At 62.4% G+C, this 26,590-nt stretch carries 25 protein-coding genes; 10 read left to right on the top strand and 15 right to left on the bottom strand.

What is annotated here, in order from left to right; all coding sequences use genetic code 11:
• Nucleotides 1-62 precede the first annotated feature (62 nt).
• The gene (locus tag ACCO56_RS04345; RefSeq protein ID WP_433637953.1) at nucleotides 63-407 is read left to right on the top strand and encodes a VOC family protein; all 345 of its coding nucleotides are present in this window, start codon (nucleotides 63-65) and stop codon (nucleotides 405-407) included.
• Nucleotides 408-414: 7 nt separating this feature from the next.
• Here ACCO56_RS04345 and ACCO56_RS04340 read toward each other — a convergent pair whose 3' ends face one another.
• The 4 genes from ACCO56_RS04340 to ACCO56_RS04325 all read right to left on the bottom strand — a co-directional run bounded on the left by ACCO56_RS04340 (nucleotide 415) and on the right by ACCO56_RS04325 (nucleotide 5,724).
• Entirely contained in the window at nucleotides 415-804 is a 390-nt protein-coding gene (locus ACCO56_RS04340) for a hypothetical protein (protein ID WP_433637952.1), read from the bottom strand.
• Nucleotides 805-854: 50 nt separating this feature from the next.
• Entirely contained in the window at nucleotides 855-4,313 is a 3,459-nt protein-coding gene (gene smc / locus ACCO56_RS04335; protein WP_433637951.1) for a chromosome segregation protein SMC, read from the bottom strand.
• Between the two features lie 60 nt (nucleotides 4,314-4,373).
• Nucleotides 4,374-5,090 (bottom strand): DsbA family protein, encoded by a 717-nt coding sequence (locus tag ACCO56_RS04330; RefSeq protein ID WP_433637950.1) that lies wholly within the window; start codon nucleotides 5,088-5,090, stop codon nucleotides 4,374-4,376.
• A gap of 136 nt (nucleotides 5,091-5,226) precedes the next feature.
• Nucleotides 5,227-5,724 carry a DUF721 domain-containing protein gene (locus ACCO56_RS04325; protein WP_433637949.1) on the bottom strand — a complete coding sequence of 166 codons (498 nt, stop codon included), beginning with the start codon at nucleotides 5,722-5,724 and terminating at the stop codon, nucleotides 5,227-5,229.
• A 50-nt stretch (nucleotides 5,725-5,774) separates the two neighbouring features.
• Between ACCO56_RS04325 and mutY the strand changes: the two genes are divergently transcribed.
• Both mutY and ACCO56_RS04315 read left to right on the top strand, forming a co-directional pair.
• Nucleotides 5,775-6,899, top strand: a complete 1,125-nt coding sequence (gene mutY, locus ACCO56_RS04320; protein WP_433637948.1) for an A/G-specific adenine glycosylase — start codon at nucleotides 5,775-5,777, stop codon at nucleotides 6,897-6,899.
• Nucleotides 6,896-7,507, top strand: a complete 612-nt coding sequence (locus ACCO56_RS04315) for an HAD family hydrolase (protein WP_433637946.1) — start codon at nucleotides 6,896-6,898, stop codon at nucleotides 7,505-7,507. Before mutY ends, ACCO56_RS04315 begins: the two co-directional genes overlap by 4 nt.
• A gap of 19 nt (nucleotides 7,508-7,526) precedes the next feature.
• On the opposite strand, the gene ACCO56_RS04310 is transcribed toward ACCO56_RS04315, so the two are convergent.
• A complete protein-coding gene (locus tag ACCO56_RS04310; RefSeq protein WP_433637944.1) occupies nucleotides 7,527-8,660 on the bottom strand; it encodes a site-specific DNA-methyltransferase in 1,134 nt (377 codons plus the stop codon).
• 161 nt (nucleotides 8,661-8,821) lie between these two features.
• Here ACCO56_RS04310 and ACCO56_RS04305 point away from each other — a divergent pair, with 161 nt between their 5' ends.
• A complete protein-coding gene (locus ACCO56_RS04305; protein WP_433637942.1) occupies nucleotides 8,822-9,508 on the top strand; it encodes an HAD family hydrolase in 687 nt (228 codons plus the stop codon).
• Nucleotides 9,509-9,585: 77 nt separating this feature from the next.
• Here ACCO56_RS04305 and ACCO56_RS04300 read toward each other — a convergent pair whose 3' ends face one another.
• Nucleotides 9,586-10,167, bottom strand: coding sequence for a hypothetical protein (locus ACCO56_RS04300; protein ID WP_433637940.1), 582 nt, complete (start codon nucleotides 10,165-10,167; stop codon nucleotides 9,586-9,588).
• Nucleotides 10,168-10,294: 127 nt separating this feature from the next.
• Here ACCO56_RS04300 and thrC point away from each other — a divergent pair, with 127 nt between their 5' ends.
• The 4 genes from thrC to ACCO56_RS04280 are packed head-to-tail and all read left to right on the top strand — an operon-like array spanning nucleotide 10,295 to nucleotide 16,498.
• Complete coding sequence (thrC, locus tag ACCO56_RS04295; RefSeq protein ID WP_433637939.1) at nucleotides 10,295-11,692, top strand: threonine synthase; 1,398 nt, start codon at nucleotides 10,295-10,297, stop codon at nucleotides 11,690-11,692.
• A gap of 14 nt (nucleotides 11,693-11,706) precedes the next feature.
• Complete coding sequence (locus tag ACCO56_RS04290) at nucleotides 11,707-12,999, top strand: M16 family metallopeptidase (protein WP_433637938.1); 1,293 nt, start codon at nucleotides 11,707-11,709, stop codon at nucleotides 12,997-12,999.
• Between the two features lie 12 nt (nucleotides 13,000-13,011).
• Nucleotides 13,012-13,605, top strand: coding sequence for a GNAT family N-acetyltransferase (locus tag ACCO56_RS04285; protein WP_433637937.1), 594 nt, complete (start codon nucleotides 13,012-13,014; stop codon nucleotides 13,603-13,605).
• A gap of 28 nt (nucleotides 13,606-13,633) precedes the next feature.
• Nucleotides 13,634-16,498, top strand: coding sequence for an EAL domain-containing protein (locus ACCO56_RS04280; protein WP_433638337.1), 2,865 nt, complete (start codon nucleotides 13,634-13,636; stop codon nucleotides 16,496-16,498).
• On the opposite strand, the gene ACCO56_RS04275 is transcribed toward ACCO56_RS04280, so the two are convergent.
• A complete protein-coding gene (locus ACCO56_RS04275) occupies nucleotides 16,489-17,097 on the bottom strand; it encodes a YqgE/AlgH family protein (RefSeq protein WP_433637935.1) in 609 nt (202 codons plus the stop codon). The genes ACCO56_RS04280 and ACCO56_RS04275 overlap by 10 nt on opposite strands.
• A 94-nt stretch (nucleotides 17,098-17,191) precedes the next feature.
• Between ACCO56_RS04275 and ACCO56_RS04270 the strand changes: the two genes are divergently transcribed.
• Both ACCO56_RS04270 and ACCO56_RS04265 read left to right on the top strand, forming a co-directional pair.
• Nucleotides 17,192-18,037 (top strand): protein-disulfide reductase DsbD domain-containing protein, encoded by an 846-nt coding sequence (locus ACCO56_RS04270; RefSeq protein ID WP_433637932.1) that lies wholly within the window; start codon nucleotides 17,192-17,194, stop codon nucleotides 18,035-18,037.
• Between the two features lie 172 nt (nucleotides 18,038-18,209).
• Nucleotides 18,210-18,695 (top strand): peroxiredoxin, encoded by a 486-nt coding sequence (locus tag ACCO56_RS04265; protein WP_433637930.1) that lies wholly within the window; start codon nucleotides 18,210-18,212, stop codon nucleotides 18,693-18,695.
• A 122-nt stretch (nucleotides 18,696-18,817) separates the two neighbouring features.
• Here the strand turns inward: ACCO56_RS04265 and rnhA are convergent, their stop codons facing one another.
• The 8 genes from rnhA to ACCO56_RS04225 form a co-directional block, all read right to left on the bottom strand.
• Nucleotides 18,818-19,285, bottom strand: a complete 468-nt coding sequence (rnhA, locus tag ACCO56_RS04260) for a ribonuclease HI (RefSeq protein WP_433637929.1) — start codon at nucleotides 19,283-19,285, stop codon at nucleotides 18,818-18,820.
• A complete protein-coding gene (locus tag ACCO56_RS04255) occupies nucleotides 19,282-20,250 on the bottom strand; it encodes a homoserine kinase (protein WP_433637927.1) in 969 nt (322 codons plus the stop codon). The genes rnhA and ACCO56_RS04255 overlap by 4 nt, the downstream gene beginning before the upstream one ends.
• 2 nt (nucleotides 20,251-20,252) lie before the next feature.
• Nucleotides 20,253-21,263 carry a 4-hydroxy-3-methylbut-2-enyl diphosphate reductase gene (ispH, locus tag ACCO56_RS04250; protein ID WP_433637926.1) on the bottom strand — a complete coding sequence of 337 codons (1,011 nt, stop codon included), beginning with the start codon at nucleotides 21,261-21,263 and terminating at the stop codon, nucleotides 20,253-20,255.
• 128 nt (nucleotides 21,264-21,391) lie between these two features.
• Nucleotides 21,392-21,982 carry a dihydroxyacetone kinase subunit L gene (locus ACCO56_RS04245; protein WP_433637925.1) on the bottom strand — a complete coding sequence of 197 codons (591 nt, stop codon included), beginning with the start codon at nucleotides 21,980-21,982 and terminating at the stop codon, nucleotides 21,392-21,394.
• 6 nt (nucleotides 21,983-21,988) lie between these two features.
• Nucleotides 21,989-22,984: a dihydroxyacetone kinase subunit DhaK gene (locus tag ACCO56_RS04240; RefSeq protein ID WP_433637922.1), complete on the bottom strand. Its 996-nt coding sequence runs from the start codon at nucleotides 22,982-22,984 to the stop codon at nucleotides 21,989-21,991.
• A 19-nt stretch (nucleotides 22,985-23,003) separates the two neighbouring features.
• The gene (locus tag ACCO56_RS04235; protein ID WP_433637921.1) at nucleotides 23,004-24,023 is read right to left on the bottom strand and encodes an ABC transporter permease; all 1,020 of its coding nucleotides are present in this window, start codon (nucleotides 24,021-24,023) and stop codon (nucleotides 23,004-23,006) included.
• Entirely contained in the window at nucleotides 24,020-25,531 is a 1,512-nt protein-coding gene (locus tag ACCO56_RS04230; RefSeq protein ID WP_433637920.1) for a sugar ABC transporter ATP-binding protein, read from the bottom strand. Before ACCO56_RS04230 ends, ACCO56_RS04235 begins: the two co-directional genes overlap by 4 nt.
• Before the next feature lie 57 nt (nucleotides 25,532-25,588).
• Nucleotides 25,589-26,587: an autoinducer 2 ABC transporter substrate-binding protein gene (locus ACCO56_RS04225; protein ID WP_433637918.1), complete on the bottom strand. Its 999-nt coding sequence runs from the start codon at nucleotides 26,585-26,587 to the stop codon at nucleotides 25,589-25,591.
• Nucleotides 26,588-26,590 lie beyond the last annotated feature (3 nt).

Below are 26,590 nucleotides of genomic sequence, written 5' to 3'. Positions count from 1 at the left end.
GGCCACTTGCCTTGTAACCTGCCTGGCCCTAGAACATATCAAGAACGAATTGGAGCACACCCATGAGACGGACCGGCAAGCTCGACTATCTGGAAATGCCCGCCACGGGTTCGACGCTGGACAGCACGAAAGCCTTCTACAGCGCGGCTTTCGGCTGGTCCTTCACCGATTATGGTCCAACCTACTCGGCCTTCGACGAGGGGCTGGAGGGAGGCTTCGACGCGAATGCCGCCGAAGCTCCGGCAAAACCGTTGCCGGTGATCTATTCTGAGAGGCTTGAAGAGACGCTTGCGACGGTGGAGAACGCCGGCGGCACGATCGTAAGGCCGATCTTCTCCTTTCCCGGCGGTCGCCGATTCCATTTCCTCGATCCAGCCGGGAACGAGCTGGCTGTCTGGGGGCAATGAGAAGCACTTATCGCGGAAGAGCCGCCACGACCCTCCTCAAAGCTCCGGTCGCCAGCGCTACATCGGCGTCCTTCTGCAACGACATCAGGTAGCGCAGCCGGAACTCCGCCTGCTCGCCTTCGCGCTCGCCCAGCAACGCCTCGGTCGCGGCGCGAAACGGATCCAGCGTTCCGGCCGATGCCGCTTCATCGTCGTCCAACATCTCGTCCAGCTGCACGATGAGCTGCGAGAGTCCGTTCATCCAGCCGAAACGGGGGTCACCGATGACGGCAAAGAGGAGCGTGTAGGGATTCTGAAGGTTCGGATCATCCCCTGCCTCAGCCCGAATCAAGGCGCGGTGAAGATCCTTGAGGGCAATCGACAGTTCGGCGCCTGCCTTGCGTTCGTTCTCGTTCATGACAACCTCTCACGATCGCATCTGCCCGCGATCGGAATGGACCCGACAGATCAGCCGACCTCTCGCAACCGTTCAGCCGCCTGAAGGTCGACGGAGACGAGTTGGCTGACACCCTGCTCGGCCATGGTCACACCGAACAGCCTGTTCATCCGTGCCATGGTGATCGGATTATGGGTGATTATGACGAAACGGGTCTCCGTCGTCGCCGCCATCTCATCCATCAGATTGCAGTAGCGCTCGACATTGTGGTCATCGAGTGGCGCGTCGACCTCGTCCAGCACGCAGATCGGCGCGGGATTGGTGAGGAACACAGCGAAGATCAGCGCCATCGCAGTCAAGGCCTGCTCACCGCCCGACAGGAGGGTCATGGTCTGCGGCTTCTTTCCCGGTGGCCGGGCCAGGATTTCGAGCCCTGCCTCGAGCGGGTCCTCTGACTCGATGAGCTGAAGCTCGGCCGTGCCGCCGCCGAAGAGATGTGTGAACAAGCGCTGGAACTGGCTGTTGACCACATCGAAAGCGGCGAGCAGCCGCTCGCGACCTTCGCGGTTCAGGCTCTGGATGGCCTGCCGCAATTTGCGGATGGCCTCGATCACATCCTCGCGCTCCTGGACGATGCTGTCGTGGCGCTCGGAAAGCTCTCTCTGTTCTTCCTCGGCGCGCAGATTGACGGCACCCAGTCGCTCGCGCTCGATTTTCAGGCGCTCTAGCTTTCTTTCGACGTCGGCCGGGTCGGGCAGCGCATCATCCGCCTCGAGGCCAGCATGCCTGATCACAAGATGCGGCGGCGTGTTCAGCGTCTCCTGGATCCGCGCCTCGATTTCTTTGCGCCGATCGTCCGCGGCTGTGAGCCGCTCCTCGGCGCGTGCGCGCGCCTCGCGTGCCTCCGCCAGCGTCTGGATCGCGGCAGTCGCCGCTTTGTCAGCCACCGCCTGCCTATTCTCGGCCTCCTGCAGGAGGTCGGCGGCAGCTTTGCGCTGCGTTTCGGCTTGGGAAAGCTGACTCATGAGGGACCGGCGCCGATTCTCGATATCCTCGGGCGCGTCGGCCAGCGATTCGCGTTCCTCGACGGCTTCGGCCTGACGTGCGGCGAGCGCGGCAATCTGCCGATCGGCGTTCTCGGCCCGCATCATCCAGCCCTTGCGTTCAGCCGAAATGGCGACAAGTCGGCGCCCGCGCGCCTCAGCCTCCCTTTTCAAGCCCTCATAAACTGCTCGGGCTTCGGCGAGCCCGGCCCTGTCCTTGGAAACCTCCGCCGACATCCGGTCGAGCCGCGATTGGAGGTCACCGAGATCGGGCGCATCGGCGAGTGCCTCTATGGCGTCCTGGTAGGCCGCATCGAGTTCGCCGCGCCCTTCCTCGAGACGAGCGCGCGCCTCCTCGAGAGCGGCCCGGCGGGTCGAAAGCTCACCAGCGGCCTTCTCTGCCATGGCCAGGGCATCACGGGCCGCTTCGACCGCGTGCTGAGCGTTGCGCCAGGCCTGCCTGGCATCGCGTTCGGTCTCGGTCGATTGCCGGACACGCGCCTCCGCCGCCGCCAAGGCGTCCTCCGCAGCTCCCACCCGCTCGCCGGCAATCAAAGCCTCGGCGTCGAGTTCGGCCAGCCGATTCTTCTGCGCAAGCCGCTGGGCCGCCGGCGTCGGCGCATCAGCACTCGCGATCATGCCGTCCCACCGCCAGAGAGCACCTTCGCGACTGACCAGGCGCTGGCCAGGTTTGAGAAGAGTCTGCAGCCGCGGACCATCTGCGGCTTCGGTGATGCCAATCTGGGCCAAGCGACGCGCAAGCTGCCGCGGCGCGCTGACAACTTCGGCAAGGGAACGGAGGCCTGCGGGGAGCTGTGCGTCCTCCGGCTGTGGCTCGATCTTGCTCCAGTGAGCGGGCGCGCTCGGGTCCAGCGGAAGATCGAGATCCTCCCCAAGCGCCGCACCGAGCGCGGTCTCGAACCCTCGCTCGACCTTCATCTGTTCAAGCACAGCAGGAAATGCCTCACCGGATGAAGCATTGAGGATTCTGGCAAGCGTCCTCGCCTCGGTCTCGACGCGCGCAAGCTCCGCTCGCGCTTCCTGTAATGGTGGCCGAAGGGCCGCTTCGGCCGCACGGGCATCGACAACTGCCTTTTCGGCGGCGATCGCAGTCGTCTCGGCGACTTCAAGCGCCGCAGACGCCTGCTCGACCAGATCACGTTTCTCGAGCGGATCCGCCAGGGTGCTGATCCTTGCGGCAAGCTCATCCGATTCACGTCTGACTTCTGCAAGCTGACGCTCGAGCCTGTCGCGGCGTTCGGAACAATCGCGCAAGGCGCGCTCGAACTGCTGGCGCGCTGCCGCCGCCTCCGCGCGTTCGGCCGTAAGGGCCGAGAGCGCGGTTTCGCTCGCCGTCAGCTTCGTTGCCACCTCCTCGAAGGCGGCACGTGTCATCGCCTCCCGGTCCGCGGCATCGTCGTTCTCGGCCTGGAGCGTAGCCTCTTCTTCGGCCAGCCGCTCGAGGATGTCCGCATTATCGCGCACCATCTGTTCCTCGCGCCGAACGTCGGCATCGAGTTGGCCGATACGTTTGTCGAGTTCGACCTGGCGAGCGCGAATGCGGCCAGCCTCCTCCTCGATCTGACCCCGGGCGATCGTCAGGCGTTGCAGCGCCGCCGCGGCAGCAGCCTCGGCATCGCGAAGCTCGGGCAGGCGATGCGCGCCGATCGCCTGCTCCTTGGCGGCGTTCATCTGCGCCTCGGCTTTCTCGCCGACCAGCGCCGTCGCGACAGCGAGCGCCGATTTGGCCTCGGCCTCCTGGCCCTTGGCCGTCGTCCAGCGCAAATGCAGCAGCGTCGCCTCAGCCCTGCGAATGTCGGCGGAGATGTTCTTGAAACGCGAAGCCTGGCGTGCCTGGCGCTTCAGGCTTTCGATCTGGCCCTCCAGTTCACCGACCACGTCGTCCAGCCGCTCGAGGTTCTGCTCGGCCGCGCGCAGCCTGAGCTCGGCCTCGTGACGGCGCGTGTGGAGACCCGATATGCCTGCCGCCTCTTCTAGCAGCGCCCGGCGCGCCTGCGGCTTCGCCTGGATCAGCTCGCCGATACGCCCCTGACCGACCATGGACGGCGACCGCGCACCGGTGGACTGGTCGGCAAAGAGCAGTTGCACATCCTTGGCACGTGCTTCCTTGCCGTTGATGCGGTAGACTGAACCCGCCTCGCGCTCGATACGGCGAGAGACCTGCAGCTCATCGGCATCGTTGAAGGCGGGCGGCGCCGTGCGATCGCTGTTGTCCAGGAAGAGCGTCACTTCCGCCGTATTGCGCGCCGGGCGCGTGGCGGAGCCCGAGAAGATGACGTCGTCCATTCCGGACGCGCGCATGTTTTTATACGAGCTTTCGCCCATAACCCAACGCAGCGCCTCGACGAGATTCGATTTGCCGCAGCCGTTGGGACCGACGACTCCCGTCAGGCCGCGCTCGATAACGAACTCGGACGGCTCGACAAAGGATTTGAATCCGAGGAGGCGGAGCCGGGAAAACCTCATCCGCCACCGCCAGGCGCAGCGAAGGGCAAGCTTCCCTCCCCCGCGAGGAACAGAAGCAAACTACAGCAGGGGATCGATGATCGCCGAGAATTCCGCAATGGACATTGCTCCGGGATATCTGGCCCCATTGATGAAGAAGGTCGGGGTTGAATCCACGCCGAAATCTTTCGCGCCACGCTCGCGCACAGCCCTCACTTCGTCCAGAAGCTTCTGGTCCGTCAAGCAGGCTTCGAAGGACTCCTGTGAAAAACCGGCAAGTTTTGCGATCTGGAGAAGTGCGTCGCGAGCATTCTGCACCGCCGCCCAGCTTTCCTGCTGTTTGAACAGCACCTCGATCATCGGGAAATAGTTGTCGTTCGAGCAACGGGCGAGCATGAAGCCGGCTTCTGCGCGCGGATCGAAGGGGAACTCGCGGAAAACCAGCCGCACCTTGCCTGTATCGATATATTTGGACTTCAGCTCGGGCAGCGTCGTTTCATGGAAATGCGCGCAATGCGGGCAGGTCATCGAGGCATATTCGACGATGGTGACAGGCGCGTCTTCCTTGCCGAGGCTCTTCTCCGGCAGAGGTCCGGCCTCCATGAGCTTGGTGGCATCCACTGTGCCCGCGGCCTTCGGTGCCTCGACGCTCGACTGCGCCGGCTTCGCCGCATCCGCCGGCGCCTGCCCTTCGGCCCTGGCCTCGTCGCCGGAATCGCTGCAGGCGGCAAGCGTCATCGCCGCCGGGATGGCGACCAGGGAGAAGAGAACGGAACGACGCGGAACGATAGGGGTCATCGAATCACCTGACGATGGGTGGATTGTGCAATCGAAAAGCACGAAAAAGCGAGAGTTGGCGCGAATTAAGGCATGTCGTTTCGCATGCCAATGACGAAAAACCCAGCGGGTAATCAACTTAGCGCGAGAATGGGACCTATTTCCGGGCACCGAGGACAGTCGCTCCCAAACGCTCCAGAGACGCTCGAAGTCCCTCGTCCTCTATCTTCGCGACAGAGCCGGCGACCTTCCTTTTCTCCATGTCGGAGAGAGGGCGCAGACTGCGCTTGGGCTTTTGCGGGCCGGGGGCTATCGATTTCTGCACGACCCGGACCTTGCCAATGGCCGAGAAACCCAGGAAGGCGTTCACGCGGCCGATGATCTCGCCCGTCTCGTGCTGCACATGAAGGGCCGCGAGACCGTCGCAGGCGATCACCAGCACCGCTGGTTCGAACGGATCGTCATCGCTCAGACGGCGCGGCCACAAGATTTTCTCGGGCCGGGTACGCGGAGCAAGCCGCGGCCCTACGATCTCCTCCCAGGATTGGACGAGGCCGATCGATATGCCCGCGCGCTTACGCAGCACCGGATCCAGTATCTGCGTCGCGATGTCGCTCACGGCGGTGGGATTGCCGCCCCAAACTTTCCCTGTCATGAGGAGAACCCCAACAACTCCAACTCCTCGAAAAGGCCTGTCAGCGCTCGATGGTAGCCGCAAAACATCCTGATTACATCATCGAAAGCGCAGGAATCGCCCCGCCACTGCTTGCCTGGTACGACAAGCACCACCGCGAGTTGCCCTGGCGGGTCTCTCCAAGTGCTGCCGCCACAGGCCGGCGGCCGGATCCCTATCGCGTCTGGCTTTCAGAGGTCATGCTCCAGCAGACGACAGTGGAAGCGGTCAAGCCTTACTTCCGGACATTCCTGGAAAAATGGCCCGATGCGGGATCACTCGCCGCCGCCTCGGAAGATGACGTGCTCAGGGCCTGGGCCGGGCTCGGCTATTATTCGCGCGCCCGCAACCTCAAGAAATGCGCGGATCTCCTGGCTTCGGATCATGGCAGCCGGTTTCCCGACACGGAAGACGGGTTGCGGCGCCTGCCCGGTATCGGGAACTACACCGCTGCCGCCATCGCGGCCATTGCGTTCGGCCGGCCGGCGGCCGTGGTCGACGGCAATGTGGAGCGTGTGGTGACGCGTTTGCGTGCCATAGCGACGCCGCTCCCGGAAGCCAAGTCTGCGATCAAGGACTTCGTTCGGCAGCATGTGCCGGCGGACAGGCCGGGAGATTTCGCGCAGGCGATGATGGACCTCGGAGCCACTATCTGCACACCGCGCCGGCCGTCCTGCATGCTGTGCCCCCTGAATGACGCTTGCACCGCGCTTACCGCCGGCGACCCCGAATTCTACCCGGTGAAAGCGCCGAAGGCCGAGAAGCCACAGCGCGTCGGCGCAGCCTTCGTCGCGGTGCGCGATGGAGCGATCCTGTTGCGCAAACGTCCTGCAAGCGGATTGCTCGGCGGCATGAGCGAAGTGCCGACCACAGGTTGGACGGCACGAACCGACGGTGACACGACGACCGGCAGCGCTCCTTTTCCCGCGCAGTGGCGAAAGGTCGGCAGCATCACCCACATCTTCACCCATTTCGCCTTGGAACTGCTGGTCTACATGGCCGAAACCGGACCGAGTCCCGCGCCTGCGGGACATTGGTGGGCCCAGTTGGCGGACCTCCACAACGAGGCGTTGCCGACTGTCATGAAAAAGGCAATCGAAGCTGCCATACCCGGCGCGACGAAAACGTTGTCGAGCAGGCAGAAAGGGCATTCATGAGCGAGATCCGTCACATCGTCTTCGATATCGGCCGGGTGCTGATTCACTACGATCCCGATCTGCCCTTCAGCCGGCTGATCCCCGACCCGGAAGAACGACGCTGGTTCTTCGCCAATGTCTGCACCTCCGACTGGAACATCGAACAGGATCGCGGCAGGACGTGGGAGGAAGCGGAGAGCCTGCTCATCACCGAATATCCCAACCATGCGGAAAACATACGCAACTTCCGCCGCCATTGGCATGAGATGGTTCCTCACTCCTATGACGACAGCGTTGCGCTGATGCTCGAGTTGATAGAGGCGGGCTACGATGTGACCATGCTGACCAATTTCGCCTCGGACACTTTCCTCGAAGCAAGGCGGCGCTACCCTTTCCTCGAACGCCCGCGCGGCGTCACCGTCTCGGGCGACGTGCGCATGATCAAGCCGGATCGCGAAATCTACGACCACCATGCGGCAAGCTTCGGCCTCGACCCTTCGGCCACGATCTTCATCGACGACAGCCCCAGGAATGTCGAAGGCGCCCGGGAGGCGGGTTGGCATGCCGTCTGCTTCACGGATGCCATAACGCTGGAGACTGACCTCGAGCGTTATGGAATCAGGCCCTAACCGGAGGAAAGGCTAATACTCAGGCGCCCGCCCGCTGCATGCCGACGCGTGCTATGCGGCGCAGTTCGTCGATCTGCGTGAGACCGCCATGTCTTTCGTAGTGCCAGAAGGTCCAGCCGTTGCAGGCATCGAGCCCCTGCACCTCAGCGCCAACCTTGTGGATGGAGCCGGACGCGTGTCCCGCGGCAAGGGTTCCGTCGGCACGTACAGTGGCCATCCACCGTTTCCTGGCGTCGTAGAGTTTGGTGCCAGGCGTCATCAGGCCCGCGTCGATGAGGCTGACGAAGGCGACACGAGGCTCCGCGCGCTTTCCGGACAGAATCGTCAGCTGTTCGGCTTCGAGCGGCTTGACCGAGGCGATCCGTTCGGCAGCCGCGTCGATATAGGCCTGTTCACGCTCGACGCCCACAAAATGGCGGCCGAGGCGACGTGCCACCGCGCCCGTCGTGCCTGAACCGAAGAACGGATCGAGGATCACGTCCCCAGGTTTGGTGGAGGCAGCCATCACCCGGGCAAGAAGAGCCTCCGGTTTCTGGGTCGGATGCAGCTTGTCGCCGTTCTCGTCCTTCAGCCGTTCGGCACCCGTGCAGATCGGGAACAACCAATCGGAGCGCATCTGCACGTCGTCATTGGCTGCCTTCATGGCGTCGTAATTGAACGTGTATCCCTTGGCCTGCCGGTCACGCGACGCCCAGATCATGGTCTCATGCGCGTTCTGGAAGCGGCGCCCACGGAAATTCGGCATCGGGTTGGTCTTGCGCCACACGATGTCGTTGAGGATCCAGAAGCCGAGATCCTGCATCGTCGCGCCGACGCGGAAAATATTGTGGTAGGATCCGATCACCCATATCGTGCCCGTGGGCTTCAGCACCCGACGGACAGCCAGCAGCCACGCGCGAGTGAAGGCATCGTAAGCCTCGAAGCTGTCGAAGCGGTCCCAATCGTCATCGACGGCGTCCACCTTCGACTGATCGGGACGATGCAACTCGCCCTCGAGTTGGAGATTGTACGGGGGGTCGGCGAAGACCAGGTCGATCGACTTTTCCGGGAGCTTGTTGAGCGCCGCGACACAATCGCCCTTGATGATCGTATCCAACCACTCCGGCTGTACGGAAAATTCGGATAATTCGTTGGAAAGACGCAGGGCAGACATGCGGGACACCCGAGATACGCGTTACGATTCACTGATCGTTATGGTTACCGGACGAGGTAAAGATTTGGTGAAATTTGAGGTTCGGGCCATGATCGTGTATGTCCCCCCTGCCTGGGCGAAGCTCCTTGTGCCCTCTCCACTCTCCTTCCCTACGGATTGCCATGACTCAGACAGACCTTGTCATCTTCGATTGCGACGGCGTGCTCGTCGATTCCGAGATCATCGCCTCCCGGGTCGAGGCGGACCTCCTCACAGAGGCCGGCTATCCGATTTCGGCCGCGGAGCTTGCGGAGACCTATGCCGGACTGACCTTCAAGGACATTCTCCTGCGCATCGAGGAAAAGGCCAATATTCCGCTTCAGTCGTCGCTCATCGACAGGGCCGAGAAGATCAACGACCATAGGCTCGCGACGGAAGTGCTGGCCATCGAGGGGGTGCATGAGGCTGTCGCCGCCGTGACGACGCAGCGTTGCATCTGTTCCAATTCGAGCGCGCATCGCCTTGATGCGATGCTGACAAGGACGCGCCTGAAGCCGCTTTTCGAAGGACGGATATTCTCTGCCAAGGAGACGCCCACCCGCCGGCCGAAGCCGGCGCCGGATGTCTTCCTCCATGCCGCGACAACGCTCCGCGCAGATCCGCGCAGGACCTTCGTGCTGGAGGATTCCGTGCACGGAATCCAAGGCGCCAAGGCAGCCGGGATGCGTGTCATCGGCTTCACCGGGGCCTCCCACAGCTATCCCGGGCATGCCGATGTGTTGACCGACGCCGGCGCCGAGACGGTTATTCGCCGTTGGGCCGACCTCAAGGGCGTCCTCGCGGCACTGTCCGAGTGGTCGGACGCCTGACGGGATGCCATGCGTATCGCATGAGAAGCGGCCGCATCGCGCGATCGGACCGCTTTCAGATCCGAAATGCCTGAAACTTACCTCTGCTTGGAGGGCGGACCTTCGTCGTAGCCGACGAAGACCTGGATCGTGCCGGGTTCTGGAAGTGGAATCACGACGTTGGGGTCGTTGAAGACATATTGCGTCGCCGCGGAAGGGTTCGTGATATTGACCTGGTGCTTATGCAACTGGCTGTAGAGCACTTCTTCGCCGCGAACGACCACGATGCGAATAGGCAAGGTCACGGCGCCGGCTGCCCCAGCCGGCCCCGTGACGACCCGACCCGCGGCGGCCACGTTGATCGTCATTTGCGTGTCGCTGCGCGCGCAGCTACGCGTAACATCGGAGATCGACGCCTGATAGGCGAGCTTCTGAGGATCGTCCTGGCCGCCTTTGGCATAGGTCCTGAGAACCGCGGTGCCGTCCCGCAGCGTGACCGCCGGGCAATAAGCCCTCAGTTCGCTCTCCTGGATCTTCGCCGGAGGCGGTTGCAACTGGCCGCCGTTGACGTCCGAAATCTTGGCCGTTGTGTCGCTCGCCTGGCAACCCGCGACGGCGAGGATAAAGCCCGAAAATCCCAAACCGAGCAAAAAACGCCTGTGGTTCAAATGAGTCCCCATCAACTGCACTTCCCTGTCACGAGTGGGGCGTCTATAGCAACGGCACGGCGAAAATGCGACTACGGCGCTCTTCCTGCTGGCACTTTTTTGAGAAGAGTCGACGCGCTGCTGTGACGGAAAGGTAGTGATGGAATACGTCAGTACGCGGGGCGGCGCTCCGGACCTGGGCTTCTCCGAGGCACTGCTTGCAGGCCTCGCTCGCGATGGGGGACTCTATGTCCCGCGGCAATGGCCGAGTTTTTCGGCAAACGAAATCCGCGCCATGCGCGGTCTCTCCTACCAGGATCTGGCGGTCCGGCTGCTCACCCCTTTCGTCGGCGGCGAAATAGACCACGATACCTTCGCCCGTATTGTGCGCGAGGCCTACGCCACCTTCCGTCACGAGGCGGTTTGCCCGATCGTCCAGATCGGGCCGAACAGCTTCATGCTCGAGCTTTTCCACGGCCCCACGCTCGCCTTCAAAGATGTGGCGATGCAGCTCCTGGCGAGGCTGATGGACCATGTGCTGGCACAGCAAGGCAGGCGCGCCACGATAGCAGGCGCCACATCCGGTGATACAGGAGGAGCAGCGATCGAGGCTTTCGCGGGACGCGAGCGCACCGACATATTCATCCTCTTCCCGCATGGCCGCGTATCGCCCGTTCAACAGCGCCAGATGACGACATCCAAGGCATCGAACGTGCACACGCTGGCGATCCAAGGCGATTTCGACGACTGCCAGGCGCTGGTCAAGGACATGTTCAATGACCATGCGTTCCGCGACCGCGTAGCGCTGGCGGGCGTGAACTCGATCAACTGGGCACGCATCATGGCCCAGATCGTCTACTATTTCTCGTCGGCCTTGTCGCTCGGCGCGCCGGAGCGGCCTGTTTCCTTCACGGTGCCGACGGGCAACTTCGGTGACATCTTCGCCGGCTATGCGGCCAAGCGCATGGGCCTGCCAATAGAGCGGCTGGTGATCGCCACAAACGACAACGATATCCTAGCGCGGACGCTGGCCACCGGGACATACGAGACCCGCCGTGTGGTCGAAACGACGTCACCATCCATGGACATCCAGGTCTCGTCGAATTTCGAGCGACTGCTCTTCGAGGCTTCGGGACGGGATGCGGCGACGGTAGGGCGCTACATGGCGAGCCTGAAGCAATCGGGCAGTTTCACGCTCGACGCGAAGGTTCTGGAAGCCATTCGTCACGAATTTTCCGCTGGACGCGCTTCGATCGACGACGTCGGCGGGACGATCCGTGACACGCTGAGATCCACGGGCCTCGTCATCGATCCGCACACAGCTGCGGGCGTTCATGTCGCGCGCGCCAACGCCGCGACGGCAACGCCTATGGTCGTCCTCTCCACGGCTCATCCCGCCAAGTTCACGGCTGCGGTCGAGGCGGCCTGCGGTGTTTCTCCGGCCCTTCCCGACTGGTTCGGCGATCTGATGACGCGACAAGAGAAGTTCACGGTGCTTCCATCGGAGCTAAAAATGGTGGAAGATCACATAAACCGCCATGCGCGGACAGTGATTTAGGGAGTTATTCCTATATGGGTGTTGAGGTAAGCCGTCTGTCGAACGGCCTGACGGTCGCCACCGAAACTCTTCCACATATCGAATCCGTAGCGCTCGGCGTGTGGGTCAAGTCAGGATCACGCAACGAGCGCGATGACGAGCACGGCATCGCCCATCTGCTCGAGCACATGGCGTTCAAGGGAACGGAAAGACGCAGCGCCTGGCAGATCGCCTCAGAGATCGAGAATGTCGGTGGCGAGATCAATGCCGCGACCAGCGTGGAGACGACGTCGTTCTACGCTCGGGTGCTGTCCGAGGACGTGCCACTTGCCATAGACATACTGGCCGATATCCTGACCGGATCCCTTTTCGACCCGAGCGAGCTCGAGCGCGAGCAACACGTCATCCTACAGGAGATCGGCGCCGCCCACGACACGCCGGACGATATCGTTTTCGACCGCTTCACGGAGACCGCCTTCCGCCACCAGACTCTCGGCCGCTCCATTCTGGGCACCCCGGAAACGGTAAAGTCCTTCACCTCCAAGCAACTCCATTCCTTCATGGAACGCCAGTACGGTGCAGACCGCATGGTCGTCGTCGCGGCAGGAGACGTGAAGCATGACGAATTCGTTCGTGAGGTGGAGAAGCGGCTAGGCGCCTTTCGCTCCAGGGCGGAGGGGGTCATCCCACAATACGCAAACTATGTCGGCGGCGACTATCGCGAGGACCGTGATCTCATGGACGCGCAGATCGTGCTGGGCTTCGAGGGCCGCGCCTACCATGTGCGCGACTTCTACGCCTCGCAGGTTCTGTCGATGATCCTGGGCGGCGGCATGTCATCGCGGTTGTTCCAGGAAGTGCGAGAGAAGCGTGGCCTCTGCTACTCGGTCTACGCTTTCCATTGGGGTTTCTCGGACACCGGTATTTTCGGCGTTCATGCCGCCACTGGTCCGGGCGACGTCGCCGAGCTCGTTCCGGTCATCATTGCTGAACTGCAAAAAACCGGCGAATCGATCTCGATCGAGGAACTCAACCGGGCCCGCGCGCAATATCGCGCTGGCCTTGTCATGTCCGCCGAAAGCGCCGCAAGCCGCGCCTCTCAGATAGCCCGGCAGCTCCTGCTGTTCGGCCGTCCAATTCCGATGCCGGAACTGGTGGAGCGCCTCTCGAATCTTACCGTCGAACGGCTCACCGATCTCTCCTCACGTTTGTTCTCCACAAAGCCGACGATCGCGGCAGTCGGCCCGGTCGGGGCGCTCGCGGCCTACGAAACGATCCGTGATGCGCTTCCGAATGCAAACCCGGCCCTGCGCAAGCTGGCCGTCTAGAAGCAAGGGCCAATGCTCTCGCTTTCCTTCCTTCGCCGAGATCCGCCGGCGCTCAAGGGGGAGCGGGTAAATCTTCGGTTTCCCGTAGCGACCGACTATCGCGAATGGGCCGCATTGCGTGATGAAAGCCGGCGTTTTCTCGAGCCTTGGGAGCCTCGCTGGTCTCCTGACGAACTGGATCGGAGCGCGTGGCGGCAACGGTTGCGCCGCTATCGCGAAGACTTCGCTTCCGGCACGGCAGTGGCCTTCCTCATCTTCGGCAACAAGGATGGCAAACTGATAGGCGGCATTACGCTCGGCAACATACGCCACGGCGTGGCCCAGACCGGTCAGATCGGCTATTGGATCGGCGAGCGTTACGCTGGCCAAGGCTATATGCTCGATGCCATCAGGCTGCTGGTTCCCTATGCGTTCAATACGCTTCGGTTGCACCGGATAGAGGCAGCCTGTATTCCCGACAATGTGCGTTCGACACGTGTGCTTGAAAAAGCCGGATTCCGGCGCGAAGGACTTTTACGATCCTATCTCAGGATCAACGGAAGCTGGCAGGACCACTATCTCTACGCCTTGATCGAGGGCGATCGGGGCGTCACCAAACGGGGCTGATTTTTTGGCAATTCTCTTTCGCACGCGCATGGTGTTGGCGCTTGCCCTGGCGGCAATCGCAACAGTTCTGGCCGTGCCCTCCGCCTTCGCCATCGAACCGATCCGAATCTCTCGCGACGACGTCGCGCTCGATCTGTCCGGTGCAGTCGAAATCCATCGGAATCAGGGCGAAAATTTCCAAGTCTCGACGGCGCCAGGCCCTGACGGCATTGTGCGACGGATCGAGGTGGAGGCCAACGACGCCCGCTCGACCGGCGATTGGGCGGTTTTTGCGCTTGCCAACACGACGGACCAGCAGCTCGATCGGCTGATCGTCGCGCCGCATTTTCGCCTGGCGAATTCCGGTATCTTCTGGCCCGACCTCGGCGCGAGCCGGATTGCCGCGATAACTCCCAGCGAAGGTTTTGCGCTCGATCGGCAGACGAGCCCCGACGCCGATGTATTCCGGGTCACGATCGATCCCGGGGCGGTCATTACATTCGTGGCCGAACTCGCCTCGCCCAAGCTGCCGCAGGTCTATCTCTGGGAACCGGAGTCGTACAAGGACACGGTCAACTCCTATACCTTGTACCGTGGCATCGTCATTGGCATCGCCGGCCTCCTGGCCCTGTTCCTCACCATTCTGTTCGTCGTCAAGGGAACGTCGATGTTCCCGGCGACCGCAGCTCTCGCCTGGGCGGTTCTTGCCTATATCTGCATTGACTTCGGTTTCCTGAACAAAGTCATCGAAGTCTCTCCCGGCAGCGAGCAGATCTGGCGGGCCGGTGCCGAACTGGGCTTGGCCGCAACCTTGGTCGTCTTCCTTTTCACGTATCTCAACCTTAATCGTTGGCACGGCCACTTCAGCTACGGCGTGCTTGCCTGGATGCTGGGGCTTGTGCTGATCGCCGGCATCGCGGTCATCGACCCGGCAGTGGCTGCAGGTATCGCGCGATTGTCCTTCGCCACGACCGGCATCCTTGGCATCGGCCTGATCGCTTATCTCGGAGCGCAGGGATACGACCGTGCCATCATGCTGGTTCCCAGCTGGTTGATGGTACTCGTCTGGCTCGGCGGTTCCTGGATGGCCGTCACCGGCATGCTCAACAACGACGTCGTGCAGCCTGCACTCGGCGGAGGGCTGATCCTGATCATCCTTCTGATCGGTTTCACTGTGATGCAGCACGCCTTTGCGGGCGGCGCTCTCCACCAGGGCCTGTTCAGCGACATGGAACGTCAGGCGCTGGCGATTACCGGGTCCGGTGACATCGTTTGGGATTGGGACGTCCTGCGCGACCGGGTGGTGACCCGGCCGGACGTAAGCCTGCAGCTTGGGTTGGAGCCCAATGCGCTGACTGGCGCGGCGCGCAACTGGCTTCCTGTGCTCCATAGCGACGATCGCGACACCTTCCGCACCACTCTTGACGTGGTGCTCGAACATCGCCGCGGCCGCATCGCCCAGAACCTCAGGCTGCGCGGTTCCGACGGCCATTATCACTGGTTTTCCCTGCGCGCGCGCCCCGTCGTCGGTTCCGACGGCGAGGTCATCCGCTGTGTCGGCACGCTCGTCGACGTCACCGAGCAGAAGAAGGCCGAGGAACGGTTGCTGCACGATGCCGTCCACGACAATCTGACCGGCCTGCCCAACCGCGAGCTTTTCCTCAACCGGCTGGAAGGCATGATCGCCGTCGCCCGCTCCGAGGACAAGCTGCGGCCGACGGTCTTCGTCATCGACATCGACCGCTTCAAACAGGTCAATGACGGCCTGGGAATCTCCGCAGGCGACACGATCCTGCTCACAATTGCCCGGCGCTTGAACCGGCTGCTCAAGCCCCGTGACGCCCTCTCGCGCATCGCTGGCGACCAGTTCGCGATGATGCTGCTGTCCGAACAGGATCCCGCGCGGATCGCCGCGGTCGCAGACGCTGCGAAGCAGGCGATCCGTGCTCCTATCACCTTCGCCAAGCGCGAGATCGTGCTGACCGCCTCAATCGGTCTGCTGACCTGGACGGATTCCCAGATAACGGCCGAAGACATGGTCAAGGATGCAGCTCTTGCGATGCATCAGGCCAAGCGCTTCGGCGGCGACCGCATCGAGCCGTTCCGCCCCGCATTCCGCTCGGTCGGCACTGACCGCCTTCAGCTCGAATCCGACCTGAGGCGCGCGGTCGAGCGCAAGGAGTTCACGCTCGCCTATCAACCGATCGTCCGGTTGGAGGATCGCACCATCGCCGGCTTCGAGGCATTGATACGCTGGGACCACCCGCGGCGCGGGATCATCCCGCCGTCGGATTTCATCCCGGTCGCCGAAAATTGCGAGCTTATCGTTCCACTCGGTCTCTTCGCCATGCAGCGGGCGGCGGATGATCTTGCGAACTGGCAGCAGCAGGTCGGCGACATTCCCCTATCGATGTCGGTCAATCTTTCCAGCCGGCAATTGATCCGCCGCGACCTCGTAAGCGACGTGCGCTCGGTCGTCGCGCGAGCCGGCATCAAGCCCCGCTGCTTCCGTCTCGAACTCACCGAATCCCTGGTGATGGACAATCCCGAGCAATCGGCCCACGTCCTGGCGAAACTCAAGCAGCTCGGAGTCGGCCTTTCCCTGGACGATTTCGGCACGGGTTATTCATCCCTTTCCTATCTCACGCGCTTTCCCTTCGACACGATCAAGATCGACAAGAGTTTCTTGGACGACACGTCGCCCAAGCGTGACGTGCTGCTGAAGTCGATGATCAATATGGCGCACGAACTCGGCCTCTCCGTGGTGACGGAGGGCATTGCCGACGAGCACGATGCCTTGCAGCTAAGACAGATGGGCTGCGAGTACGTACAGAGCTACATGTTCGGAGCGCCGATGGCGGCAGACGCGGTTCTCAAGGTTGTTAAGGAGCAATATCCTGTTGCTCAGGCGTGACCGGCACTCTGGCTGAGACGGGCCAGATCGATGCCGATCGAGGCAAGGATACGATCGTATTTGCGCTCGATGTCGCTGTCGAACAGCAGGTCGACATTGGCCGGGCAGGTCAGCCAGCCGTTCTCGGCGATCTCGCTTTCGAGCTGGCCGGCCCCCCAACCCGCATAGCCAAGCGCCATCAGCGCGTGCCGGGGACCGCGGCCGGTCGAGATCGCTCTCAATATGTCGACGGTGGCCGTCAGACAAACATCCTCGGACACCGGCATAGACGATTCCACCGTATAGTCGTGAGAGTGCAGGACGAAGCCGCGACTACGGTCGACGGGACCGCCATTGCGGATCATGAAGTCGCGTGCCGTCGAAGGCAGCCTGATGGCTTCCTGCTCGTTCATGATGCCGAGTTGGACCAAAAGGTCGGGAAAGCGCATCTGCTGGACCTGGTTGATGATCAGGCCCATCGCGCCCTCCTCGCTGTGGGCACAGACATAGATGACGGAGCGAGCGAACCTGTCGTCCTTCATGCCGGGCATGGCGATGAGGAACTGATCATCTAGGAAGCCGCGCCTCGACGCAGCCCTTTTCCGCCGCAAAAGGTCCATTCGTAAAACTAGCTCTTTTTCACTTGACTTGAAAGACACGTTTTCCTTCGAAGACGGACCCGAGGCTTCACGCAAAAATGAAGGCGAAGTCGCCATGTTCCAGATTGTCCAATGGCCGATCGGGCTTCAAATGGCCGCTATGCGTGACGTGTTACTGATTGCGGCCTTCATAGCGATCGCATCGCCGGCAAGCTCGCTCGCCGCTTCCAGTGCCTGGCTGGAAACGGACGGGGGCAGAGTGAGGCTGGTGACGAGCGGCGTGCCGGACGGCCAGGGGGCGCTGAGCGGTGCCCTTGAGATAGATCTGAAGCAGGGCTGGAAAACCTACTGGCGGGATCCGGGCGGGTCCGGCGTGCCGCCAAGTCTCGACGTTTCAGCAAGCCCCAATATAGCTTCCGCCGAACTTTCCTTCCCGGCCCCGGAACGTTTCGACGATGGTTATGCCAGATGGGCAGGCTATAAGCATTCAGTCACTCTTCCCGTAACGTTCATCGTGAAGGCGCCGGCGGAACCAGCGAAGATCGAAGCTAAAATCTTCCTGGGCGTGTGTGAGACGATCTGCATCCCAGTGCAGGGGCAATTGACTGTCGACCCCGCAAGCGATCGCAACGATGCTGCGGACGCTGCCGTCGTTCAGGCTGCACTCGCAGCCCTTCCTTTGCCCGCAAATCCGGAATTCGGCTTGTTCAAGCTGAGATCGGATCCGAGCATGCTCGTCGTCGAAGCGAGGCTTCCCGATCAAGCCCGCCATGCCGATCTCTTCATCGCCAGCGAGCATGGCTATGTTTTCGGCATACCGGAGGGGCAGGAGAAGGACGGAAAAATTCTCTTCTCCGTGCCAATCCAGGAGCGGCCGGCAACCGCCCCTGCCGAAGGGGCCCTCCACTACACGCTCGTGACTGACAGCGGCTCGGTAGACGGAACCTTGCCGTTCCCCTGACGTTCGGGGCGATTGCAGTCTTGCGGTTCGGAGCATGGTCAGAGCAGGTTGAGCTTGTGCGAAACCCGGCCCCCGGCACAACGTGGAAACCGACTGATGCAACTTGATCTGATCGGGCCCCAACCGTTATGGCTGATTGCGAATCCAACCCCGAACCAAAAGCAGGGCGACCATGACCATAGCCATCGGCGAGAAGCTCCCCGCAGCCACTTTCAAGATCGCCACGGATGACGGCGTGAAAAGCGCCACCACGGACGAAGTCTTTGCGGGAAAGAAGGTGGTGTTATTCGGCGTGCCGGGCGCCTTCACTCCGACCTGCAGCAACAATCACCTGCCTGGCTATCTCGAGAACCACGATGCCATCTTGGCCAAGGGCGTGGATCAGATCGCCGTCGTCGCCGTGAACGACCAGTTCGTCATGCGCGCCTGGGCTCGCTTCACCGGCGGGGAGGACAAGATCCTTTTCCTTGCAGACGGCAGCGGCGATTTCGTCAAGTCGGTCGGTCTCGACACGGACCTCAGCGCAGGCGGTCTTGGGCTGCGTTCCAAACGCTTTTCGATGATCATCGAGGACGGCAAGGTGACTGCGCTCAATATCGAGGATGCGCCGGGCCAGGCGGTCGTCTCCGGCGCGGCGCGGATCCTGGAGCAGCTCTGACCCCAAAGCCGAGTGGCGATCCCTTTGTCTCAGCCCGAAAATCGGATGCTATTTTCGGGCTGACGGGCCGTTGCGAAGGACAGCGCAGCCTTTGCGTGTCCGAGTGAGCGCCACACCTCCCCTTATCCTTCAGGCGCCTGGACCTTCTTAACCTTCTTCTTGAACGGTGCCATGCCGAGCCTGGCAAGCTCGTCCGCCCGCTCGTTCTCGGGATGGCCGGCGTGCCCCTTCACCCAGTGCCACGTCACCTCGTGGCGTTTGCGCGCTTCATCGAGCGCCCGCCACAGTTCGGCGTTCTTCACCGGGGCCTTCGCCGCAGTCTTCCAGCCGTTGCGCTTCCAACCTTCGATCCAGCCGCCGATGCCGTCCTTGACGTAGTTGCTGTCGGTATAGAAGTCGATCTTGCACGGCTCCTTCAAGGCGCCGAGAGCCTGGATCGCCGCCATCAACTCCATGCGATTGTTGGTCGTTTCAGGCTCGCCTCCAGAAAGTTCCTTGGTCTTGCCCTTATAGCGCAGGATCGCGCCCCAGCCTCCCGGTCCGGGATTTCCTGAACAGGCGCCATCGGTGAAGATCTCGACCGATTTCATCGTGCTTCGACACCCAGTTCGGACGGAGAGGCGATGCTGCGATGGAAGCGCAGGCGCCTGACATATTCGAGCGGATCCCGCTTCAGCACCAGCGCACCGTCAGGAATTGTCAGCCAGTCATAAAGCCTGGTGAGCATGAACCGCAGGGCTGACCCCCGAGCCAGTATAGGTAAAGCCTCGGCCTCCTCGGCGCGTAGCGGCCGCACGCTCTGATAGCCCGCCAGCAGCGCCGTTCCCTTGGTCAGGTTGAAAGCGTGGTCCTTCTCGAAGCACCAGGCGTTGAGGCAAGTCGCGAGATCATATGCAAAGAGGTCGTTGCAGGCGAAATAGAAGTCAATCAGCCCCGACAGCCGCTCGCCAAGGAAGAAGACGTTGTCCGGAAAAAGATCGGCATGAATCACCCCGGATGGAAGATCGGCGGGCCATTTCGCCGATAATTCGGCGAAGTCCGCGTCGACTTCCGCCGCGAGCCCGGACTCGACCTCATCGGCACGCGGCCGCGCCGCGTCCCAAAGCTTGCGCCACCCGTCGATCGACAGGGCGTTGCGTCGCTGCAAGGGAAAATCCGCACCGGCGAGATGCAGGCCGGCCAGCGCCTTGCCGACCTCTCGACAATGCGTGACCGTCGGGCGGCGCGGCCACATGCCTTCCAGGAAGGTGATCACGGCCGCGGGGCGGCTGGCGAGTTCACCAATCACGCCGCCGTCGCGACGATGCACCGGCAACGGGCAGGAAATGCCTTTCTGCGCGAGGTGCTGCATCAGCCCCAGGAAAAACGGCAGGTCGGCCGCATCGACGCGCTTCTCGTAAAGCGTCAGCAGATAGGTGCCGCCGGAGGTATGCATGATGAAATTCGAGTTCTCCGAGCCCTCGGCAACCCCTTTGTAGGACAGGAGCTCACCGATGTCGTAGGCTCCGAGGAAGGCGATCAGCTCGCTCTCGGAAATGTCGGTATAGACGGCCATCGCTAGTGCGTTCCGTTGACGAAGGCCATGTCCGCGGCCGTGAGATCAATGTCGCGCAACACCCGCATCACGGGGAAATTCTCCGTTTCGGTCGCCGTCACGGCAAGATCGAGCGTGACGGCGAAGCGGTCGCGGAAGGCTTCGATGATCTCATCGACGATGATCTCCGGCGCGGAAGCTCCAGCCGAGAGTCCGAGTACCGAAATGTCCCCGATGTCATCCCATGGGATCTCGGAGGCACGCTGTACGAGGAGCGACATCTTGGCGCCCGCCCGCTCGGCCACCTCGACGAGGCGCCGCGAATTGGAGGAATTGGGCGCTCCGACCACAAGGAAAAGATCGGCGCCGGAAGCCGTCTCCTTCACCGCTTCCTGCCGATTGGTCGTCGCGTAGCATATCGATTCGGCCGCAGGCGCCTGGATCTCGGAGAATCTTTCCCGGAGCACTCGGATAATGCCGGCGGTATCTTCAACCGACAGCGTCGTCTGGGTGACGAAGCCGAGCGAGGCCGGGCCGGTCGGCTCGAAATGCAGTGCGTCGGCCTCGGTCTCGATCAGCGTCACCGCCCCTTCGGGCAGTTGGCCCATCGTCCCGATCACTTCGGGGTGGCCGGCATGGCCGATCAGAAGCACGTGGCGGCCAAGGCGCTGATGCCGCATCGCCTGCTTGTGCACCTTCGAAACGAGCGGGCATGTAGCGTCGAGATAGAAGAGATTGCGGGCCGCGGCGTCCTGCGGCACAGACTTCGGCACGCCGTGGGCGGAAAACACCACAGGGCAGTCGCGATGCTCCGCCGGAATCTCATGGAGTTCCTCGATGAAGACTGCGCCGAGGTTCTGAAGCCCTTCGACGACGTATCGGTTGTGCACGATCTCATGGCGCACATAAACCGGCGCACCGTACTTCTTGAGTGCCAGAACCACGATCTGGATTGCACGATCGACACCGGCGCAGAAACCGCGCGGCTGGCAGAGCCGGATCGTCAATGGCGGTTTTTCGTTGGCGGTCAGCATGATTTCCCGATCGTTTCAGCGTGCCCGAAATGATGGTCCCAGCCCCTCCCTGTCAAGGGAGAAGACCAATGCCGAGGCGAGGATCGGGGGAAATAGCTGTCACGCCGGCGATTCGCCGGCATGGCTCTTCACAAGCCTTCCACGATGCGCAGCAACGCCAGCTGGCCGGGGTCGACGAGACCGATGCTCTTCTCGCCGAACATCCGTGCGCGCCCGAGCTTATTGGGCTTCGTCTTGTACTCTTCCACCGTATCGCGTGCGGCCGTAACTGCCTTGCCGATCATCGTCTCGGGAGAAGCCCCGTCGATTGCCCTTGCGATGGCATCGACGCTGTCGAGGACTGTCTTGTCGCCGAGCGACCCTTTGCCCCGGGCCATCATGGCGTCGCGTGCCGCGACCATAAGTCCGGGGATCTCCGCGGCGTCGATTGAGCTCTTGCCCTTGGTTGCCTTGGCCGCCGCCATAAAGGCGGTGGCAACGAGTGTGCCATAAGATGAGGCCGAAACGCGCTGAAAGACCTTGGCGATTTCGAGCAGCGCCATGCCGAAATCCTGGGGAAGGGTCGCCACCGCAGCCTCGGAAAATCCTTTCGAGACGGTGATGCCGAGATCACCGTCTCCGAGCGCGCCGTCGGCCGCGCAAAGCTCGGCCGACGCATCCGCCGTTTTGGCCGCGATGCGGCCGAGGGCGCCTGAGAGCGTTGTGCTGTCGATCGTCATCTTGCTTCACACCCGCCAGAACGCACATTCGGCCGGCGCTTGGAGGAGCCGCTCGAGTTCGTCGTCCAGCTTGATGATGGTGATGGTGGCGCCGGTCATCTCCATCGAGGTTGCGTAGCGCCCGACCAGCGGCATGACGATTTCCACGCCGATCCTGTCGAGAAGCTTCTTGGCGTGGCGGTAAAGGATGTACAGCTCTTCGACCGGCGTCGCGCCGAGTGAATTCACCAGGATCGAGATGCGATCGTCCTTGACGACGGGCTGGTCTTCAAGCAGGCGCCCGACCATCTCGTCGGCGATGGCGTCGGCGGGGCGGATCTCGGCGCGCCAGATGCCCGGCTCGCCATGGATGCCCATGCCCATCTCCATCTCGCTCTCGCCGATCTCGAAGGTCGGCTTGCCCGCCTGGGGAATGGTGCAGGGCGTGAGCGCCATGCCGATGGAGCGGCAGGCGTCCGCCGCCTTCTGGGCAACGCGGGTCACGTCGTCGAGATCGGCGCCGGTCTCGGCATGGGCACCGGCGATCTTGAACGCGTAGACCATGCCAGCCACTCCGCGACGCTTGACGGCCTCCTCCTTCGGGGCGGAAACAACGTCGTCTGCGAGCACCACCGTCGTGGTGCGGATGTCGTTCTCCATCTCAACCATCTCGCCGGCCATGTCGAAGTTCATGACATCGCCGCCATAGTTGCCGTAGAGCCTCAACACGCCGGCGCCTCCATCCGCCGCCCGGATCGCTTCGGCCATCTGCTCTGCCGATGGGCTGGCGAAGACGTTGCCGATCGCGCAGGCGTCGAGCAGTCCCTTCCCGACATAGCCGGTAAAAACAGGCAAATGGCCGGACCCGCCGCCGGTAACGATACCCACCTTGCCCTTCGTCGCACCGGCAGCGCGCGCGATCACACGAGGTACGGGTTGGGCGTAGTACTCGGGATGCGCCGCCACCATGCCCTCGAGCATCTCATCGACGTAGTCGGCGGGGTTGTTCAGGATCTTCTTCATTGCTCATACTCCTCCGAGCTCAGACGCCGAGCGGCCGCGCGATGCGTTCGCGATGCCGGGAGACGCGTTCTATGACGATCGGCAGGCCCGTGCCCACGACGATGAGGCAGCCGATTACCACTTTCTGCCAGAAAGACGGAACACCAGCCATCAGCAAAGTCGTGTTGATCATGGTGATAACGAAGACGCCGAGCAATGTGCCCGTCACCGTCCCATGCCCGCCCGTGATGCGGGCGCCGCCCAGGACGACCGCGGCGATGACATTGAGCTCCATGCCGACGAGATCGAAGGGATTGGCCATGCGCGAAAGCGTGACATGGGTCATCCCTGCGAGCCCGGCGATCGCACCGGCCAGCACGTAGATCATCACCTTGACCTGTTTGATCTTGATTCCGATGCGTTCCGCCGCCTCTTCCGATCCGCCGATCGCGTAGATCTTCCGCCCGAACAAGGTGAGATTCATGACGATGGCGACGACCGCCGCGATACCGGCGAAAACCAGGAACGACCTCGGCAGCGACACCATCTGACCGGCGGCATTCTCCAGACGCACAAGGACCTGCCGGGAGAAGGAGATGATCTCCCGCGGAACGGCGGTAATGTAGGTGGTCCCGAGGAAGGTAAGAAGAGCGCCGCGGAACAGGCTCAACGTGCCGAGCGTCACAATCAGGGTCGGCAGGCCGAGACCGCCGATCAGCAGGCCGTTGAACAAGCCGAGCCCCGCTCCGATCAGGGCGCTGAGCAGGAAGAAGCCGAAGATCGGCACATCGACATCTAGGCCGAGCACGATCTTCATCGTGGCATACATCGAGAAGGCGCCGATCGCGGTGCAGGAGACGTCGATTCCGCCGGAAGCCAGAACCATCATCACGCCGAGCGCGAAGATGCCGGTCACCAGCGAATTGCGCAGGATGTCGATCAGGCTGGCGGCAGAGAAGAAGGCGGGGTTCAGGAAGCCAAGCACGATGGCGAAGGTCAGCGCAGTCATGAAGACCACGCCCTGGGGCGTTGCAAGAAGCCGGGAAAGACGCGAATTCATGACCGACCCTCCTTGACGACCTCATCGTAAAGGCGGTCTTCGTCGATCTGCGCCGCCTCGAAGCTGCCGGTGATCCGGCCGCGAACCATCACCAGGACCTTGTCGGAAAGAGCTATCGCCTCGCCGATGTCGTCAGTGACCACCATGATGGCGGTTCCACTGCGGCTGAGCGTCACCAGCAATTCATGGATCTCGCGTTTGGATCCCACATCGACGCCGACGGTCGGACCGTTCAGGATCATCAATTTCGGACTGCGTTCCATCCAGCGCGCCAGGACAACCCGCTGCTGGTTGCCGCCCGAGAGCGTCGCCACGGAAGGCGCCACGTCCGGTGTCTTGATACGCAGTTTCTTCACCGCGTCGCGAGCGCGCCGCATAAGGTTGGCTGTATCGATCAGCCCCGCGACCGTGTCCTTTTCCAGGCTCGACACGACGATGTTGTCGCGGATCGGCTGGCTTAGGAAAAGCCCCTCGCTCAGCCGGTCTTCCGGCACATAGGCGACGCCACGGTCGATGGCGTCGTTCTGGTTGGCGAAGGTCACGGCCTGGCCGTCGATCTCGATGCGCCCGACATCCGGAGAGAGATAGCCAAACAGCGTCAGCGCCAGTTCGGTCCGGCCGGAGCCGAGCAGGCCGACCACGGAAACGATCTCCCCTGGCCTCAGGTCTATATCCACATCAGCGAATTCGCCGCGGCGGCCAAGACCACGCGTGGAAAGGAACGGCTTGGTCGAAGCCATCTCCTGGCGAGGCAGGCGCTGGTTGTCGATCGAGCGCCCGGTCATCGCCTCCACGAGACGGGTGGGATCGAATTCCTCGATCGGGCCTTCCGCCACGACGTGACCATCGCGCAGCACGGTCACGGAATCGCAGACGGCAAAGACTTCCTCGATCTTGTGACTGACGAAGAGGAAAGCCACACCCTGGGTTTTAAGCGCCGCCACGATGTCGAGAAGCCGTGCCACTTCGCTGCGGGTCAGCGCCGTGGTCGGTTCGTCCATGACGATAATGCGCGCATCGTTTGCGAGCGCGCGCGCAATGGCGACCAATTGCTTCGAAGCGACCGGCAGGCGCTCGACGGGCATATCCGGGTCGATCTCGACCTGCATGCGCTTCAACGTGTCGATGGCCAGGGCGCGACGCGATGCGCGCCTGTTCAACCGATCACCGGCCGTGACGGCAGCGAGAAAGCCGATATTCTCCCAGACCGACAGGTTGGGGAATAGCGAGAAGTCCTGGTAGATGACCGACAATCCGGCCGCGATGGCCGCCTCGGCATCACTCCCGCTCTTGCCGGCGATTTCGACCGTTCCGGAATCGGCCGCGATCACGCCCGAAAGGACCTTGATCAGGGTGGACTTGCCAGAGCCGTTCTCGCCCGCCAGGCAGCGCACCTCGCCTGGAATGAGAGAGAGGCTGACATCTTCCAGCACCCGCACGCGCCCATACGCCTTCCGGATGCCGAGCATCTGCAGAACCGGCGATTTGTCGCTTGTTTTTTCTGTCATGAGTTCTCCGGATGCGGCCGCCATGACCGGCGGCCGCAAGCCTAAGCTGGCCCCAGATTAGAATTCGTAGTCGCCCATATTGTCCTTGGTCACATCGACCCAAGCCTGACCGTAGATCACCTTCCCGTCCAGGCGGATCTTGTTATAGCCCTCGACGCCGAGATCCATGCCGTCGGTCACCGGCTTGCCCTCGATCGCCATGGCCGCCACCTTGTTCATGGCGATGCCTGCCTTGGCCGGATCCCAGAAGGAGATCATGTTGATCTCACCGGTCTCCAGATAAGGCCCGGCGACCGAGACTAGGCTGGTGCCGACGATCGAGACCTTGCCTGTGAGGCCGGCTTCCTCGACCGCGAGCGCAGCGCCGACGACGTCCTCGCCGGCCGAACCCTGGATACCCTTAAGGTTCGGGTAGGTGCGCAGCAGTTCCTTGGTCTTCTGATAGGCGGTCTGCTGCTGCTCGTTGCTCTCGATCTTGTCGGTCACGAGCTTCATCTTCGGATATTTCTGCTTCTGATAAGCGACCGCCGCGTCGACCCATTCGTTGTGGGTTTTCGCGGTGAGGTGCCCGACGAACACGGCGTATTCACCCTCGCCGCCCATCGCCTGGGCCAGCGCTTCCATCAGATGTTCGCCATAGGCCGCGTTGTCGAAAGCCTCGACATCATAGGTGACGTTGGTCAGGCTCGAAGCTTCATGCCCGACCACCTTGATGTCCTGGGCAAGGGCCTTTGCCAGCACCGGCTCGAGCGCTTCCGGAGAATTGGGCACCACGGTGATGGCATCGACCTTCTTGGCGATCAGATCCTCGATCATCTGCACCTGGAGCGCGGCGTCCGCCGAAGCCGGTCCGACCTGCGAGGCGTTCTGACCGGTGTCGGCCGCATACTGCTTAACGCCCTCTTCCATACGATTGAACCAGGCAATGCCCGAGAGCTTCACCACGGTCACGATCGTGTGCTTGGCGTCCTGCGCGTTGGAGAAAGCGACGGCGCTGCCGAGCAGAGACGCGCCGAGCGCCGCACTGATGGCCATCTTCTTGAGATTGAATGTCATACT

The organism is Mesorhizobium sp. 1B3 (assembly GCF_050958605.1).
Lineage (GTDB): Bacteria > Pseudomonadota > Alphaproteobacteria > Rhizobiales > Rhizobiaceae.
Note: the sequence above shows the minus strand (reverse complement) of the source record. Positions and strands in the feature narration are given on the sequence as shown.

Coding starts and splice junctions, on each gene's coding strand:
- ACCO56_RS04230 (WP_433637920.1), bottom strand. CDS start 25,531: ATGACAGAAAAAACAAGCGACAAATCGCCGGTTCTGCAGATGCTCGGC.
- ACCO56_RS04330 (WP_433637950.1), bottom strand. CDS start 5,090: ATGACCCCTATCGTTCCGCGTCGTTCCGTTCTCTTCTCCCTGGTCGCC.
- smc (WP_433637951.1), bottom strand. CDS start 4,313: ATGAGGTTTTCCCGGCTCCGCCTCCTCGGATTCAAATCCTTTGTCGAG.
- ACCO56_RS04270 (WP_433637932.1), top strand. CDS start 17,192: ATGTTCCAGATTGTCCAATGGCCGATCGGGCTTCAAATGGCCGCTATG.
- ACCO56_RS04340 (WP_433637952.1), bottom strand. CDS start 804: ATGAACGAGAACGAACGCAAGGCAGGCGCCGAACTGTCGATTGCCCTC.
- ACCO56_RS04310 (WP_433637944.1), bottom strand. CDS start 8,660: ATGTCTGCCCTGCGTCTTTCCAACGAATTATCCGAATTTTCCGTACAG.
- ACCO56_RS04315 (WP_433637946.1), top strand. CDS start 6,896: ATGAGCGAGATCCGTCACATCGTCTTCGATATCGGCCGGGTGCTGATT.
- rnhA (WP_433637929.1), bottom strand. CDS start 19,285: ATGAAATCGGTCGAGATCTTCACCGATGGCGCCTGTTCAGGAAATCCC.
- ACCO56_RS04275 (WP_433637935.1), bottom strand. CDS start 17,097: ATGGACCTTTTGCGGCGGAAAAGGGCTGCGTCGAGGCGCGGCTTCCTA.
- ACCO56_RS04235 (WP_433637921.1), bottom strand. CDS start 24,023: ATGAATTCGCGTCTTTCCCGGCTTCTTGCAACGCCCCAGGGCGTGGTC.
- ACCO56_RS04225 (WP_433637918.1), bottom strand. CDS start 26,587: ATGACATTCAATCTCAAGAAGATGGCCATCAGTGCGGCGCTCGGCGCG.
- ACCO56_RS04265 (WP_433637930.1), top strand. CDS start 18,210: ATGACCATAGCCATCGGCGAGAAGCTCCCCGCAGCCACTTTCAAGATC.
- ACCO56_RS04280 (WP_433638337.1), top strand. CDS start 13,634: ATGGTGTTGGCGCTTGCCCTGGCGGCAATCGCAACAGTTCTGGCCGTG.
- ACCO56_RS04255 (WP_433637927.1), bottom strand. CDS start 20,250: ATGGCCGTCTATACCGACATTTCCGAGAGCGAGCTGATCGCCTTCCTC.
- ACCO56_RS04305 (WP_433637942.1), top strand. CDS start 8,822: ATGACTCAGACAGACCTTGTCATCTTCGATTGCGACGGCGTGCTCGTC.
- ACCO56_RS04325 (WP_433637949.1), bottom strand. CDS start 5,724: ATGACAGGGAAAGTTTGGGGCGGCAATCCCACCGCCGTGAGCGACATC.
- ACCO56_RS04345 (WP_433637953.1), top strand. CDS start 63: ATGAGACGGACCGGCAAGCTCGACTATCTGGAAATGCCCGCCACGGGT.
- thrC (WP_433637939.1), top strand. CDS start 10,295: ATGGAATACGTCAGTACGCGGGGCGGCGCTCCGGACCTGGGCTTCTCC.
- ACCO56_RS04300 (WP_433637940.1), bottom strand. CDS start 10,167: ATGGGGACTCATTTGAACCACAGGCGTTTTTTGCTCGGTTTGGGATTT.
- mutY (WP_433637948.1), top strand. CDS start 5,775: ATGGTAGCCGCAAAACATCCTGATTACATCATCGAAAGCGCAGGAATC.
- ACCO56_RS04285 (WP_433637937.1), top strand. CDS start 13,012: ATGCTCTCGCTTTCCTTCCTTCGCCGAGATCCGCCGGCGCTCAAGGGG.
- ispH (WP_433637926.1), bottom strand. CDS start 21,263: ATGCTGACCGCCAACGAAAAACCGCCATTGACGATCCGGCTCTGCCAG.
- ACCO56_RS04290 (WP_433637938.1), top strand. CDS start 11,707: ATGGGTGTTGAGGTAAGCCGTCTGTCGAACGGCCTGACGGTCGCCACC.
- ACCO56_RS04245 (WP_433637925.1), bottom strand. CDS start 21,982: ATGACGATCGACAGCACAACGCTCTCAGGCGCCCTCGGCCGCATCGCG.
- ACCO56_RS04240 (WP_433637922.1), bottom strand. CDS start 22,984: ATGAAGAAGATCCTGAACAACCCCGCCGACTACGTCGATGAGATGCTC.